At 58.7% G+C, this 12,974-nt stretch carries 23 protein-coding genes and 3 tRNA genes; all 26 read right to left on the minus strand.

Annotation, left to right across the window (positions count from 1 at the left end; genetic code table 11):
* Positions 1-501: a 30S ribosomal protein S5 gene (gene rpsE / locus HMPREF2716_RS02370; RefSeq protein WP_003093697.1), complete on the minus strand. Its 501-nt coding sequence runs from the start codon at positions 499-501 to the stop codon at positions 1-3.
* Positions 502-504: 3 nt separating this feature from the next.
* On the minus strand, positions 505-855 hold the full coding sequence (gene rplR / locus HMPREF2716_RS02375) for a 50S ribosomal protein L18 (protein WP_003093698.1): 351 nt from the start codon (positions 853-855) through the stop codon (positions 505-507).
* A 10-nt stretch (positions 856-865) separates the two neighbouring features.
* Complete coding sequence (gene rplF, locus HMPREF2716_RS02380; protein ID WP_003093699.1) at positions 866-1,399, minus strand: 50S ribosomal protein L6; 534 nt, start codon at positions 1,397-1,399, stop codon at positions 866-868.
* Between the two features lie 11 nt (positions 1,400-1,410).
* Positions 1,411-1,803: a 30S ribosomal protein S8 gene (gene rpsH, locus HMPREF2716_RS02385; protein WP_003093700.1), complete on the minus strand. Its 393-nt coding sequence runs from the start codon at positions 1,801-1,803 to the stop codon at positions 1,411-1,413.
* 189 nt (positions 1,804-1,992) lie between these two features.
* Complete coding sequence (rpsN, locus tag HMPREF2716_RS02390; protein WP_003093701.1) at positions 1,993-2,298, minus strand: 30S ribosomal protein S14; 306 nt, start codon at positions 2,296-2,298, stop codon at positions 1,993-1,995.
* 13 nt (positions 2,299-2,311) lie between these two features.
* Entirely contained in the window at positions 2,312-2,851 is a 540-nt protein-coding gene (rplE, locus tag HMPREF2716_RS02395) for a 50S ribosomal protein L5 (RefSeq protein ID WP_003093703.1), read from the minus strand.
* Between the two features lie 19 nt (positions 2,852-2,870).
* Positions 2,871-3,185, minus strand: coding sequence for a 50S ribosomal protein L24 (rplX, locus tag HMPREF2716_RS02400; RefSeq protein ID WP_003093711.1), 315 nt, complete (start codon positions 3,183-3,185; stop codon positions 2,871-2,873).
* Between the two features lie 12 nt (positions 3,186-3,197).
* The gene (gene rplN, locus HMPREF2716_RS02405) at positions 3,198-3,566 is read right to left on the minus strand and encodes a 50S ribosomal protein L14 (RefSeq protein ID WP_003093714.1); all 369 of its coding nucleotides are present in this window, start codon (positions 3,564-3,566) and stop codon (positions 3,198-3,200) included.
* A gap of 23 nt (positions 3,567-3,589) precedes the next feature.
* Complete coding sequence (gene rpsQ, locus HMPREF2716_RS02410) at positions 3,590-3,856, minus strand: 30S ribosomal protein S17 (protein WP_003093717.1); 267 nt, start codon at positions 3,854-3,856, stop codon at positions 3,590-3,592.
* 2 nt (positions 3,857-3,858) lie between these two features.
* Positions 3,859-4,050, minus strand: coding sequence for a 50S ribosomal protein L29 (gene rpmC, locus HMPREF2716_RS02415; protein ID WP_003093720.1), 192 nt, complete (start codon positions 4,048-4,050; stop codon positions 3,859-3,861).
* The gene (gene rplP, locus HMPREF2716_RS02420) at positions 4,050-4,463 is read right to left on the minus strand and encodes a 50S ribosomal protein L16 (RefSeq protein WP_003093723.1); all 414 of its coding nucleotides are present in this window, start codon (positions 4,461-4,463) and stop codon (positions 4,050-4,052) included. The genes rpmC and rplP overlap by 1 nt, the downstream gene beginning before the upstream one ends.
* A gap of 11 nt (positions 4,464-4,474) precedes the next feature.
* Positions 4,475-5,161 carry a 30S ribosomal protein S3 gene (gene rpsC, locus HMPREF2716_RS02425; protein ID WP_003093727.1) on the minus strand — a complete coding sequence of 229 codons (687 nt, stop codon included), beginning with the start codon at positions 5,159-5,161 and terminating at the stop codon, positions 4,475-4,477.
* Between the two features lie 12 nt (positions 5,162-5,173).
* Positions 5,174-5,506 carry a 50S ribosomal protein L22 gene (rplV, locus tag HMPREF2716_RS02430; protein WP_003103908.1) on the minus strand — a complete coding sequence of 111 codons (333 nt, stop codon included), beginning with the start codon at positions 5,504-5,506 and terminating at the stop codon, positions 5,174-5,176.
* A 12-nt stretch (positions 5,507-5,518) separates the two neighbouring features.
* Entirely contained in the window at positions 5,519-5,794 is a 276-nt protein-coding gene (gene rpsS / locus HMPREF2716_RS02435) for a 30S ribosomal protein S19 (protein ID WP_003093734.1), read from the minus strand.
* A gap of 16 nt (positions 5,795-5,810) precedes the next feature.
* Positions 5,811-6,632 (minus strand): 50S ribosomal protein L2, encoded by an 822-nt coding sequence (gene rplB, locus HMPREF2716_RS02440; protein ID WP_003103878.1) that lies wholly within the window; start codon positions 6,630-6,632, stop codon positions 5,811-5,813.
* Positions 6,633-6,643: 11 nt separating this feature from the next.
* A complete protein-coding gene (gene rplW / locus HMPREF2716_RS02445) occupies positions 6,644-6,943 on the minus strand; it encodes a 50S ribosomal protein L23 (protein WP_003093736.1) in 300 nt (99 codons plus the stop codon).
* Positions 6,940-7,542, minus strand: coding sequence for a 50S ribosomal protein L4 (rplD, locus tag HMPREF2716_RS02450; protein ID WP_003093737.1), 603 nt, complete (start codon positions 7,540-7,542; stop codon positions 6,940-6,942). Before rplD ends, rplW begins: the two co-directional genes overlap by 4 nt.
* A gap of 13 nt (positions 7,543-7,555) precedes the next feature.
* Positions 7,556-8,191, minus strand: a complete 636-nt coding sequence (gene rplC, locus HMPREF2716_RS02455; RefSeq protein WP_003103877.1) for a 50S ribosomal protein L3 — start codon at positions 8,189-8,191, stop codon at positions 7,556-7,558.
* A gap of 82 nt (positions 8,192-8,273) precedes the next feature.
* Complete coding sequence (rpsJ, locus tag HMPREF2716_RS02460) at positions 8,274-8,585, minus strand: 30S ribosomal protein S10 (protein ID WP_003103876.1); 312 nt, start codon at positions 8,583-8,585, stop codon at positions 8,274-8,276.
* A 156-nt stretch (positions 8,586-8,741) separates the two neighbouring features.
* Positions 8,742-9,935, minus strand: a complete 1,194-nt coding sequence (gene tuf / locus HMPREF2716_RS02465) for an elongation factor Tu (RefSeq protein ID WP_003115146.1) — start codon at positions 9,933-9,935, stop codon at positions 8,742-8,744.
* 84 nt (positions 9,936-10,019) lie between these two features.
* A tRNA-Thr gene (locus HMPREF2716_RS02470) sits at positions 10,020-10,095 on the minus strand.
* 19 nt (positions 10,096-10,114) lie between these two features.
* Positions 10,115-10,188 (minus strand) — tRNA-Gly (locus HMPREF2716_RS02475).
* A 26-nt stretch (positions 10,189-10,214) separates the two neighbouring features.
* Positions 10,215-10,299: transfer RNA gene (locus HMPREF2716_RS02480), tRNA-Tyr, on the minus strand.
* A gap of 147 nt (positions 10,300-10,446) precedes the next feature.
* Positions 10,447-11,151, minus strand: a complete 705-nt coding sequence (locus HMPREF2716_RS02485; protein ID WP_003118935.1) for an SPOR domain-containing protein — start codon at positions 11,149-11,151, stop codon at positions 10,447-10,449.
* 8 nt (positions 11,152-11,159) lie between these two features.
* Entirely contained in the window at positions 11,160-11,906 is a 747-nt protein-coding gene (locus HMPREF2716_RS02490; protein WP_003093768.1) for a pantothenate kinase, read from the minus strand.
* A complete protein-coding gene (birA, locus tag HMPREF2716_RS02495; protein ID WP_016252943.1) occupies positions 11,903-12,841 on the minus strand; it encodes a bifunctional biotin--[acetyl-CoA-carboxylase] ligase/biotin operon repressor BirA in 939 nt (312 codons plus the stop codon). The genes HMPREF2716_RS02490 and birA overlap by 4 nt, the downstream gene beginning before the upstream one ends.
* Positions 12,842-12,974 lie beyond the last annotated feature (133 nt).

A 12,974-nucleotide genomic window follows, 5' to 3' on the forward strand; every position in this document is an offset into this window, starting at 1 on the left:
TTAGAGAATCTCCTCGACGCTCTTGCCACGCTTGGCCGCTACTGCTTCCGGAGCCTGCATGTTCTTCAGGCCCTTGAAGGTGGCGTAAACCACGTTCACCGGATTGGTGGAGCCATAGCACTTGGCCAGGACGTTCTGCACACCAGCCACTTCCAGAACGGCACGCATGGCGCCGCCGGCGATGATGCCGGTACCTTCCGAAGCCGGCTGCATGTACACCTTGGAGGCGCCATGGGCGGACTTGGTCGGATACTGCAGGGTGGTGCCGTTCAGATCGACTTGGATCATGTTGCGGCGAGCGGCCTCCATTGCTTTCTGGATGGCGGCCGGCACTTCACGCGCCTTGCCACGACCGAAACCAACGCGACCCTTGCCATCACCCACCACGGTCAGTGCGGTGAAAGCGAAGATACGGCCACCTTTTACGGTTTTGGCGACGCGGTTAACCTGAACCAGCTTCTCGATGTAGCCTTCGTCGCGCTTTTGCTCGTTGTTTGCCATAACTTAGAACTCCAGTCCGCCTTCACGAGCGGCATCAGCCAGCGCTTTCACACGGCCGTGGTACTTGAAGCCAGAACGATCGAACGCCACCTGGGTGACGCCGGCCGCTTTGGCGCGCTCGGCGACCAGTTGACCAACTTTCTTGGCTGCATCGATGTTGCCGGTGGCACCTTCGCGCAGGTCTTTGTCCAGGGTCGAGGCGCTGGCCAGGACCTTGCCGCCGTCGGCCGCAATGACCTGGGCGTAAATGTGCTGGGAAGAGCGGTACACGCAGAGGCGTACGGTTTCCAGCTCGCGCATCTTCAGGCGTGCCTTGCGAGCGCGACGCAGACGGGTTTCTTTCTTGACGCTCATTTGCTATGCCCTACTTCTTCTTGGCTTCTTTACGACGGACGACTTCGTCGGCGTAACGCACGCCCTTGCCTTTGTAAGGCTCCGGCGGACGGAAGTCGCGAATTTCGGCAGCAACCTGACCGACCAGCTGCTTGTCGATACCCTTGATCAGGATATCGGTCTGGCTGGGGGTCTCAGCGACGATGCCGGCCGGCAGTTCGTAATCAACCGGATGGGAGAAGCCGAGGGACAGGGACAGCACTTGGCCCTTGGCCTGCGCTTTGTAACCAACGCCGACCAGCTGGAGCTTGCGCTCGAAGCCCTGGCTGACGCCGACTACCATGTTGTTCACCAGAGCACGGGTGGTACCAGCCATGGCGCGAGTCTGCTGGTCGCCGTTACGCGCAGCAAAACGCAGCTCACCGCTGTCCTGGATCACTTCGACCGAAGGATGGACCTTGAGCTCCAGAGCACCTTTGGCGCCCTTGATGGACAGTTGCTGACCAGCCAGTTTGATTTCAACGCCGGCAGGCAGCTTGACGGGGTTCTTAGCAACGCGAGACATGCTGATTCCCCTTAGAACACAGTGCAGAGCACTTCGCCGCCAACACCAGCAGCACGGGCAGCACGATCGGTCATCACACCTTTGTTGGTGGAGACGATCGACACCCCGAGGCCGCCACGAACTTTCGGCAGTTGCTCAACGGATTTGTACTGACGCAGGCCAGGACGGCTGATGCGCTTGACCTCTTCGATGACAGGCTTGCCTTCGAAGTACTTCAGTTCGATGGACAGCTGGGGTTTTACTTCCGAGCTGATCTGGAAATCCGCAATATAGCCTTCGTCCTTCAGGACTTTGGCTACCGCCGCTTTCAGTTTCGAGGACGGCATGCTTACGACGGTCTTTTCAGCCATCTGGGCATTACGGATGCGAGTTAGCATGTCTGCTAACGGGTCCTGCATACTCATGGGCTTAACGCTCCTGATACAAAAGAATAAGCCTTCAACTTCAATTCGCCCATAAACGCCAGGCGAAACAAACCCAGGCTCAGGGGAGCCGGGTATTCTAGAGATCACGCCAAAACGAATCAAGCCCCATGAGGGGCTTGATTCGATGTCGCGATCAACGGTGCCGACTGGCGACACCGTTCGCTGCGATTACCAGCTGGCTTTCACCAGACCCGGTACGTCGCCGCGCATGGCGGCTTCGCGCAGCTTGTTACGGCTCAGGCCGAACTTGCGGTAGAAGCCGTGCGGACGACCGGTCAGGCGGCAACGGTTACGCAGGCGGCTGGCGCTGGCGTCACGCGGTTGCTTCTGCAGGGCGACCTGGGCATTCCAACGCTCTTCCGCAGAGGAGTTCGGATTAGCGATGATCGCTTTCAGCTCGGCACGCTTCTTGGCGTACTTGGCTACCGTCAGCTGACGCTTCAGCTCGCGGTTCTTCATGCTCTCTTTAGCCATGTTCCTACTCCAATCAGTTACGGAACGGGAATTTGAAAGCACGCAGCAGGGCGCGACCTTCGTCATCCGTACGAGCGGTGGTGGTCAGGGTGATGTCCAGGCCACGCAGCGCATCGATCTTGTCGTAATCGATTTCCGGGAAGATGATCTGCTCTTTCACGCCCATGCTGTAGTTGCCGCGACCATCGAAGGACTTGGCATTCAGGCCGCGGAAGTCACGCACGCGCGGCAGGGAGATGGACAGCAGACGATCCAGGAATTCGTACATCCGGTCGCTACGCAGGGTGACCTTGACGCCGATCGGCCAGCCTTCACGGATCTTGAAGCCTGCGATGGACTTACGAGCGTAAGTCACGACCGGCTTCTGACCAGTGATCTTTTCCAGATCGGCTACGGCGTTCTCGATGATCTTCTTGTCACCGACCGCCTCGCCAAGACCCATGTTCAGGGTGATTTTGGTAACGCGCGGAACTTCCATCACGTTCGCCAGCTGAAGCTCTTCTTTCAGCTTGGGCGCGATTTCCTTCCGATAAATTTCTTTCAATCGTGCCATGGTGATCTACCTAGCAGCCTCAAGCCTGAACCGGTTTCTGGGTCGACTTGAAGACACGAATTTTCTTACCGTCTTCTACCTTGAAGCCAACGCGGTCAGCCTTGCTGGTTTCAGTATTGAAGATGGCGACGTTGGAGACGTGCAGAGGCGCCTCCTTCTCGACGATACCGCCCTGTTGGCCGAGCATCGGATTGGGCTTGGTGTGGCGCTTGATCAGGTTCACCCCGCCGACGACCAGACGGTCGTCAGCGAGAACCTTCAGCACCTTGCCACGCTTGCCCTTGTCCTTGCCGGCAATGACGATTACTTCGTCGTCACGACGAATCTTTTGCATGACGGCTACTCCTTACAGCACTTCGGGGGCGAGCGAGACGATCTTCATGAACTTCTCGGTACGGAGTTCACGAGTCACTGGCCCAAAGATACGGGTGCCGATCGGCTCCTGCTTGTTGTTCAGCAGGACGGCGGCGTTGCCGTCGAAGCGGATGATGGAACCGTCGGTACGACGTACGCCGTGCTTGGTGCGAACGACCACGGCAGTCATGACCTGGCCCTTCTTCACTTTGCCGCGCGGAATCGCTTCCTTGACGGTGACCTTGATGATGTCGCCGATGCCGGCGTAACGGCGGTGGGAACCGCCGAGCACCTTGATGCACATCACACGACGCGCGCCGCTGTTGTCAGCGACATCGAGCATGGATTGAGTCTGAATCATATAATTTCTCCGACCCCTAGTCCTTAGACTTCCACCGCGCGTTCAACGATATCAACCAGGGTCCAGGCCTTGGTCTTGGCCAGCGGACGGGTTTCGCGAATGGTGACCAGGTCACCAATGCGGCACTGATTGGATTCGTCGTGTGCGTGCAGTTTGGTCGAACGCTTGACGTATTTGCCGTAGATCGGGTGCTTGACGCGACGCTCGATCAGTACGGTGACGGTCTTGTCCATTTTGTCGCTGACGACGCGGCCGGTCAGCGTACGGACGGTTTTCTGAGCTTCAGCCATGATCACTTACCTGCTTGCTGATTGAGCACAGTTTTAACGCGAGCGATGTCGCGCTTAACCTGCGAGAGCAGGTGAGACTGCCCCAACTGGCCAGTTGCTTTCTGCATGCGCAGATTGAACTGGTCGCGCAGCAGGCCGAGCAGTTGCTCGTTCAGCTGCTCAACGGATTTTTCACGAAGTTCATTCGCTTTCATCACATCACCGTCCGCTTAACAAAGGAGGTGGCGAGGGGCAGCTTTGCAGCAGCCAGGGCGAAAGCCTCACGCGCCAGCTCTTCGGAAACACCCTCGATCTCGTACAGGACCTTGCCCGGCTGGATCTGGGCTACCCAGTACTCGACCCCACCCTTACCTTTACCCATACGAACTTCGAGGGGCTTCTTGGTGACAGGCTTGTCAGGGAATACGCGGATCCAGATCTTGCCGCCACGCTTCACGTGACGGGTCAGCGCACGACGCGCGGACTCGATCTGACGAGCAGTAAGGCGGCCACGGCTAGTGGCCTTCAGTGCGTACTCACCGAAGCTGACCTTACTACCACGATGAGCCAGACCACGGTTGTGGCCGGTCATTTGTTTGCGGAACTTCGTACGCTTGGGTTGCAGCATTTGCGTACTCCTTACCTAGCAGCTTTTTTACGAGGAGCGGGTGCTACCGGCTTCAGCTCTTCCTGGCGGCCACCGATGACCTCGCCCTTGAAGATCCAAACCTTGACACCGATCACACCGTAAGTGGTGTGCGCTTCGTAGGTGGCATAGTCGATATCGGCGCGCAGGGTGTGCAGGGGCACACGACCTTCGCGATACCATTCGGTACGGGCGATTTCAGCCCCACCCAGACGACCGCTGACCTGAATCTTGATGCCCTTGGCACCAATGCGCATGGCGTTCTGTACGGCGCGCTTCATGGCGCGACGGAACATTACGCGACGCTCCAGCTGCTGGGCTACGCTCTGCGCAACCAGCATGGCATCGAGTTCCGGCTTGCGGATTTCCTCGATGTTGATGTGCACAGGCACACCCATTTGCTTGGTCAGGTCCTGGCGCAGTTTCTCAACATCTTCACCTTTCTTGCCGATCACGATGCCGGGACGAGCGGTGTGGATGGTGATGCGTGCGGTTTGAGCCGGACGATGAATATCGATACGGCTTACGGACGCGCTTTTTAGTTTGTCTTGGAGGTACTCACGCACCTTCAGGTCGGCAAACAGGTAATCCGCATAGTTCTTGCGGTCTGCGTACCAAACGGAGGTGTGCTCCTTGACGATACCCAGGCGAATGCCATTGGGATGTACTTTCTGACCCATCTGTCGACTCCGTTACTTGTCCGCAACCTTGACCGTGATATGGCAAGACCGCTTCACGATGCGATCAGCACGGCCTTTGGCACGCGGCATGATGCGCTTGAGCGAACGACCTTCGTTGACGAAGACGGTGGAGACCTTCAGGTCATCCACATCGGCGCCTTCGTTGTGCTCAGCGTTGGCAACGGCCGACTCCAGCACTTTCTTCATGATCTCGGCGGCTTTCTTACTGCTGAAAGCCAGGAGGTTGAGCGCTTCGCCCACCTTCTTCCCGCGGATCTGGTCGGCGACCAAGCGGGCTTTCTGGGCGGAGATACGAGCGCCCGACAGCTTAGCGGCTACTTCCATCTTCCTTACCCCTTAACGCTTGGCTTTCTTGTCCGCAGCATGCCCGCGGTAGGTGCGGGTAGCGGCGAACTCGCCCAGTTTGTGGCCGACCATGTCCTCGTTGACGAGAACCGGTACGTGTTGACGGCCGTTGTGCACGGCGATGGTCAGACCAACCATATGCGGCAGAATCATCGAACGACGCGACCAGGTCTTGATCGGCTTGCGGTCGTTCTTTTCCACCGCGACTTCGACCTTCTTCAACAGGTGAAGATCGATAAACGGACCTTTTTTCAGTGAACGTGGCACTGTGGTATCCCTCTATTTACTTGCGGCGGCGGACGATCATGTTATCGGTACGCTTGTTCGAGCGAGTCTTCTTACCCTTGGTCTGAAGACCCCACGGCGATACCGGATGACGACCAGCAGAGGTACGGCCTTCACCACCACCATGCGGGTGGTCGACCGGGTTCATCGCCACGCCGCGAACGGTCGGGCGAACACCACGCCAGCGCGTAGCACCGGCTTTACCCAGCGAACGCAGGCTGTGCTCGGAGTTCGAGACTTCGCCCAGGGTCGCACGGCACTCAGCCAGGACTTTACGCATTTCACCGGAGCGCAGACGCAGGGTTACGTACGCACCTTCACGCGCGACCAGCTGGGCGGAAGCGCCAGCGGAGCGAGCGATCTGAGCGCCTTTACCCGGCTTCAGCTCGATACCATGAACAGTGCTACCCACCGGGATGTTGCGCAGAGGCATGCTGTTGCCTGCCTTGATCGGCGCACCGATACCGGAGATCAGCTGGTCACCTGCAGCAACGCCCTTGGGGGCGATGATGTAGCGACGCTCGCCGTCTGCATACTTCAGCAGAGCGATGTGTGCAGTGCGGTTCGGATCGTATTCGACGCGTTCAACGATGGCAGGGATGCCATCCTTGTTGCGACGGAAGTCGACCAGACGGTAGTGCTGCTTGTGACCACCACCGATATGACGGGTGGTGATACGACCGTTGTTGTTACGGCCGCCAGACTTGGATTTCTTTTCCAGCAGCGGTGCGTAGGGAGCGCCTTTGTGCAGCTCCTGATTCACCACCTTGACGACAAAGCGACGACCAGCGGAAGTCGGTTTGCACTTAACGATTGCCATGATGCACCCCTTTACTCAGCGCTGGTGGCGAAATCGAGATCTTGGCCCGGCTGGAGAGCGATGTACGCTTTTTTCCAGTCGTTACGCTTGCCCAGACCGCGAGCGGTGCGCTTGGTCTTACCCTTGACGTTCAGGGTAGTGACGCGCTGTACCTTCACGCTGAACAGGCTTTCTACGGCCTTCTTGATTTCCAGCTTGGTTGCATCGGTGGCAACCTTGAAAACGAATTGGCTCTTGCCGTCCGCGAGACCCGTGGCTTTCTCGGAGATGTGCGGACCAAGCAGCACTTTGAATACGCGTTCCTGGTTCATCCCAGCAGCTCCTCGAACTTCTTCACGGCGGACACGGTGACCAGCACCTTGTCGTAGGCGATCAGGCTGACGGGGTCGGAACCTTGGACATCACGTACATCGACGTGCGCCAGGTTGCGCGCAGCGAGGTACAGGTTCTCGTCGACACCATCGGTCACGATCAGCACGTCTTTCAGACCCAGGGTGTCCAGCTTGGCAACCAGGCCCTTGGTTTTCGGTGCATCGACAGCGAAGTCGGCAACGACGACCAGACGGTCCAGACGAACGAGCTCGGCAAGGATGGAGCGCAGTGCTGCGCGGTACATCTTCTTGTTCAGCTTCTGTTCGTGGCTACGCGGTTTAGCGGCGAAAGTGGTGCCGCCCCCACGCCAGATGGGGCTACGGATGGTGCCAGCGCGAGCACGACCGGTGCCCTTCTGACGCCACGGCTTCTTGCCACCACCAGAGACTTCGGAGCGAGTCTTCTGCGCCTTGCTGCCCTGACGGCCGCCAGCCATGTAGGCCACGACTGCCTGGTGCACCAGGGTCTCGTTGAATTCGCCACCAAAGGTACGCTCGGAGACTTCGATAGCCTGAGCGCCGTTCACATTCAATTGCATCTCAGCTTCCCCCTTAACCGCGAGCCTTGGCTGCCGGACGCACGATCACATCACCGCCGGTAGCGCCGGGAACGGCACCCTTGACCAGCAGAAGATTGCGTTCAGCATCGACGCGCACGATCTCCAGGGATTGAACGGTTACCCGCTCCGCACCCAGATGACCGGACATTTTCTTGCCCTTGAACACTCGACCAGGAGTCTGGCACTGGCCGATGGAACCCGGGACGCGGTGGGAAACGGAGTTACCGTGGGTGTTATCCTGACCACGGAAGTTCCAGCGCTTGATGGTGCCCGCGAAGCCCTTACCCTTGGACTCGCCGGTAACGTCTACCATCTGGCCTGCCTGGAACAGATCGACAGTGATCTGGTCACCAGCGGCATACTGCTCTTCGCCCAGACGGAATTCCCACACGCCGCGACCGGCGGCGACATTCGCCTTGGCAAAGTGACCAGCTTGCGCTTTGGTAACGCGAGAAGCACGACGCTCGCCGGCGGTGACTTGCACTGCACGGTAGCCATCGGTTTCTTCAGTCTTGAACTGGGTGACGCGATTCGGCTCGACCTCGATGACCGTAACCGGAATAGAGACACCTTCCTCGGTGAAAATGCGGGTCATGCCGCATTTACGACCGACAACACCAATTGTCATGTTGTAAACCTCTTGAGTGTACGGGGCTTTCACCCGCTATGGCCGCCCATTTCAGAGCGTTACACGACCAATGCCGAAGGCATTAGCCGAGGCTGATCTGTACTTCAACGCCTGCAGCAAGATCGAGCTTCATCAGCGCATCGACGGTTTTATCCGTCGGCTGGACGATGTCCAGTACACGCTTATGTGTACGAATTTCGTACTGATCACGCGCATCTTTGTTGACGTGCGGAGAGATCAGCACGGTGAAACGTTCCTTGCGGGTCGGCAGAGGGATTGGACCACGCACCTGAGCACCAGTACGTTTCGCGGTTTCCACGATTTCCTGGGTTGATTGATCGATCAGGCGATGGTCAAAAGCCTTCAACCGAATCCGGATTTGTTGGTTTTGCATTTGACCTCAGACTCCAATTTACCATTCCCAACGGACGGACTACGCCCGTTAAAAGGAGGCGCAATTGTACGGATGCCCCCACAGGGTGTCAATATTTAACCAACGAACGAAAAAAGGGGCCCCGGAGGGCCCCTTTTCTGATGGCAGGATCAGCGATTACTCGATGATCTTGGCAACCACGCCGGCGCCAACGGTACGGCCGCCTTCGCGGATCGCGAAGCGCAGGCCATCTTCCATGGCGATCGGAGCGATCAGGGTGACAACCATCTTGATGTTGTCGCCCGGCATTACCATCTCTACGCCTTCCGGCAGTTCGCAGTTACCGGTCACATCGGTGGTACGGAAGTAGAACTGCGGACGGTAGCCCTTGAAGAACGGGGTGTGACGACCACCTTCTTCCTTGGACAGCACGTACACTTCGCACTCGAACTTGGTGTGCGGCTTGATGGTGCCCGGCTTGGCCAGTACCTGGCCACGCTCTACGTCTTCACGCTTGGTGCCGCGCAGCAGGATACCAACGTTCTCACCAGCACGACCTTCGTCGAGCAGCTTGCGGAACATTTCAACGCCGGTGCAGGTGGTCTTGGTGGTCGCCTTGATGCCGACGATTTCCACTTCTTCCTGGACCTTGATGATGCCGCGCTCTACACGACCGGTTACCACGGTACCGCGGCCGGAGATCGAGAACACGTCTTCGATCGGCATCAGGAACGGCTGGTCGATGGCACGAACCGGCTCCGGAATGTAGGAGTCCAGGGTCTCTACCAGCTTCTGCACGGCGCTTACGCCGATGCCGTTGTCATCCTTGCCTTCCAGCGCCATCAGCGCGGAACCGATGATGATCGGAGTGTCGTCGCCCGGGAAGTCGTAGGTGTTCAGCAGATCGCGAACTTCCATCTCGACCAGTTCCAGCAGCTCGGCGTCGTCGACCATGTCGGCCTTGTTCAGGAACACGACGATGTAGGGAACGCCCACCTGGCGGGACAGCAGGATGTGCTCGCGGGTCTGCGGCATGGGGCCGTCGGCAGCCGAGCAAACCAGGATCGCGCCGTCCATCTGAGCAGCACCGGTGATCATGTTCTTCACGTAGTCGGCGTGACCGGGGCAGTCAACGTGGGCGTAGTGACGAACAGCGGAATCGTATTCAACGTGCGAGGTGTTGATGGTGATACCGCGGGCCTTTTCTTCCGGCGCGTTGTCGATCTGATCGAAAGCACGAGCGGAACCACCCCAGGTGTCGGAGCAGACCTTGGTCAGTGCAGCGGTCAGAGTGGTCTTGCCATGGTCAACGTGACCGATGGTGCCGACGTTGACGTGCGGCTTGTTCCGTTCAAATTTTTCTTTAGCCATGGAGACCATCCCCTTCAAGGAATTGAGCGGATCACGCTACCATTAGAACAAGGGCAGATATTTTCATATCTGCCCCTGGATAAATGGAGCTCATGAGCGGATTTGAACCGCTGACCTCACCCTTACCAAGGGTGTGCTCTACCAACTGAGCTACATGAGCGAAACACAAGCAACTTGACTGGAGCGGGTAGCGGGAATCGAACCCGCATCATCAGCTTGGAAGGCTGAGGTTCTACCACTGAACTATACCCGCGGAGCCCGAAGCTCACGCTTTTAAACTGGTGGAGGGAGAAGGATTCGAACCTTCGAAGTCTATGACGTCAGATTTACAGTCTGATCCCTTTGGCCACTCGGGAATCCCTCCAAACTGGTGGGCGGCATTCTCTACGTCTGCCACCTTGCTGTCAAGAGTTTTCTCTTAAAAAACCTGAACTTAGGTTTCAACAGCAACTTCATGGTAGGAGTCTTTCAGCCTTCCCCCTGCGAAGCGGGCGCCATTCTATGCAAACCATCAGGGGGATGCAACACCTTTGCACGACATTATTTGATGCTGCAATCCCTTGAAGTCCCGAGCCAGCTCCTGGAGCAGTTGCTCATCCACCAGACGCCGGCTGCCGGGTGCCACCCTTACCCAGAAATCACGCTGCCCGCGGGGCAATTCCTTCAGCTCCGCCTCGTAACCTGCCGTCTTGAGACGGGCCTGCGCACTTTCAGCCGAATCCCGCGCGGAAAACATCCCCAAAGAAATGCCATTGGCCAGCACTCCCTCGCCAATCAGGTAGCTGTCGATATTGCGCGCCTGAAGCTCCTTCAACTGACGAAGCGCAGCCTCCCGCGAGGCTAGCGGAGGAAGATAGACCCAGTAATCGACGCTCATCTCCCCACGGGCCTCGACCTCCGCCTCGATATCCAGGCCCAGCAGGCGCTGCTGCAACCTTCGGGCATCCGCCTCCTCACCGCCTCCGCCAAGATAGAGACAGGCCGACTCGGATGCGATCGACTCTTCGGCAGCCGGAGGCACACTCGGCGCCGGCACCTGCGATCCCGAGCGCGCCCTGGAAGCAAGGTTGCTCTCGGCCAACAGCAGAATGTTCTTCTGCCCATCCTTATAGAGTTCCAGCGGTGCGATTTCCTTGGCCCGTAGCGGGGATTGCTGCTGGTGCCAGACGTAGTAGAAGACGTTCAGGGCCAGGAGAAACAGGAAGAACCAGCGCATAGATCCTCTCACTCAATCGGGCAAGCCAGTGCCAGCCCTACGAAAACCAGGTCCGGCATGATCCGGGCGCCAGCCAGTTCGTCGCGAACCAGTTCGGCATCCCCACCCGTCAGGAATATTTCACAATCCGGACCGAGCAGCTCGCACGCCATGGCGTACTGCTCACGAACGAACCCCCTGAGCATGAGCAGACAACCCCGCTCAACCGCCTCGGCCGTGGCCTGCCCTGGCTGGAGACTGGCAAGCGCCCGCCGGGCCTCTGCATCGTCGTAGCGGATACGTCGGGTATGGGTGCGCAACTGGCTTCTCATCAGGGTCATGCCCGGGCATATGTAGCCCCCCAGATGCACTCCATCCGCCGCGACCAGGTCAGAGGTGACCGCGGTCCCCAGATCAATGACCAGGCAGGCCTTCTTAGCCAGGTGATGAGCCGCGACGAGGGCCAACCAGCGGTCGAGCCCCAGGCGCTGGTAGTCGAGATAGCCGTTGCGCACTCCCGCCAACTGCTTGCCGGATGATGCAACCAGCGCCGAAACCGGGAACAGCTGCTCCAACCGTGCGACCAGTTGCGAGGTTTCCTGCTCGCTGCGAACGCTCACCAGGCGACAGGCTCGCACTGGCAGCGCTTGCTGCGATGTTAACTGTTCGACCAGGGCATCATCGGACTCCGCAAGGCCACCGGCGACCGACCGTGCCGCGCCCTCGATGACCCGCCACTTGATCAGCGAGTTTCCACAGTCGAGCTCAAGAATCATTGACGCAACCTCAAACTAAGCTCCCCTCCACTGAACCCCTGCTCCACGCCATCCACCTCGAGACGCAGCGCTCCTCGGCTATCGACACCCAGCACACGACCCTCGATGGAACTCAGAGCAGTCGAGAGAATGACCTGGGCACCCTGCCAGAGATTGCAGGACTCCCACTCCTCGCGACTTGCAGCAAAGCCTTCGCGCGAATGCCTATCGAGATAATCGGCCAGCTGCCGATTGAGAGCAGAAAGCAGCCGCGAACGATCCACCAGCTCCCCCAGCGCTTCGCGCAGGGAGGTCCAAGGCTGGCCGATATCAGTGGCGGTCTTCATGTTGACGTTGATCCCTATGCCGATAACGACATGACACAGATCCGCGGGGTCGCCACTCAGCTCCAGGAGAATTCCGGCGATCTTCTTGCCTCCCTGCAGAACGTCGTTCGGCCACTTCAACCCGGCGTCCCGGACGCCCAAGGACTCCAGGGCCCGGAGCACCGCGAGACCGACAACCAGGCTCAACCCTTCGAGCTCCCGAGCGCCCCCCCTGACAGTAATGGCCAGAGAATAATAGAGGTTCTCTCCATAGGGACTGACCCAGGCTCGCCCGCGACGTCCACGCCCGGCAGTCTGCTGCTCGGCGACGATAACGAAAGGCGTCGAGGCTCCAGCCGCGAGCCTGCGCATGGCCTCGCTATTGGTTGAATCGACGGTGGGCATGATCTCGACAGGCCAGAGGCTGTCGATCTTCCGCGGATCCAGGAGACTGAGGGGACTCGCCAGGCGGTAACCCCGGCCACGCACCTTGTGGAACTGCAGGCCATGTTCAGCCTCCAGGTGCTGCAAGCGTTTCCAGACTGCACTGCGACTGATGCCCAGTACCGCCCCCAACTCCTCACCGGAGTGGAATCGCCCGTCTTGAAGTAGTTTCAGCAAGGTCTGCATAGACGCCCCACACTAGCCAGGCACGCATCATATAGAGGCACTTGCGCTTTGCCTACGAAAAGCCCTGCCGTATAGCTGCCTTTCCCCGGATTTTCGCAGACTTTTCCGCGCGCAAAAGCAAAACCCCTGGTCA

The sequence above is a fragment of the Pseudomonas sp. HMSC076A11 genome (genome assembly GCF_001810205.1).
Taxonomy (GTDB): domain Bacteria; phylum Pseudomonadota; class Gammaproteobacteria; order Pseudomonadales; family Pseudomonadaceae; genus Pseudomonas; species Pseudomonas aeruginosa.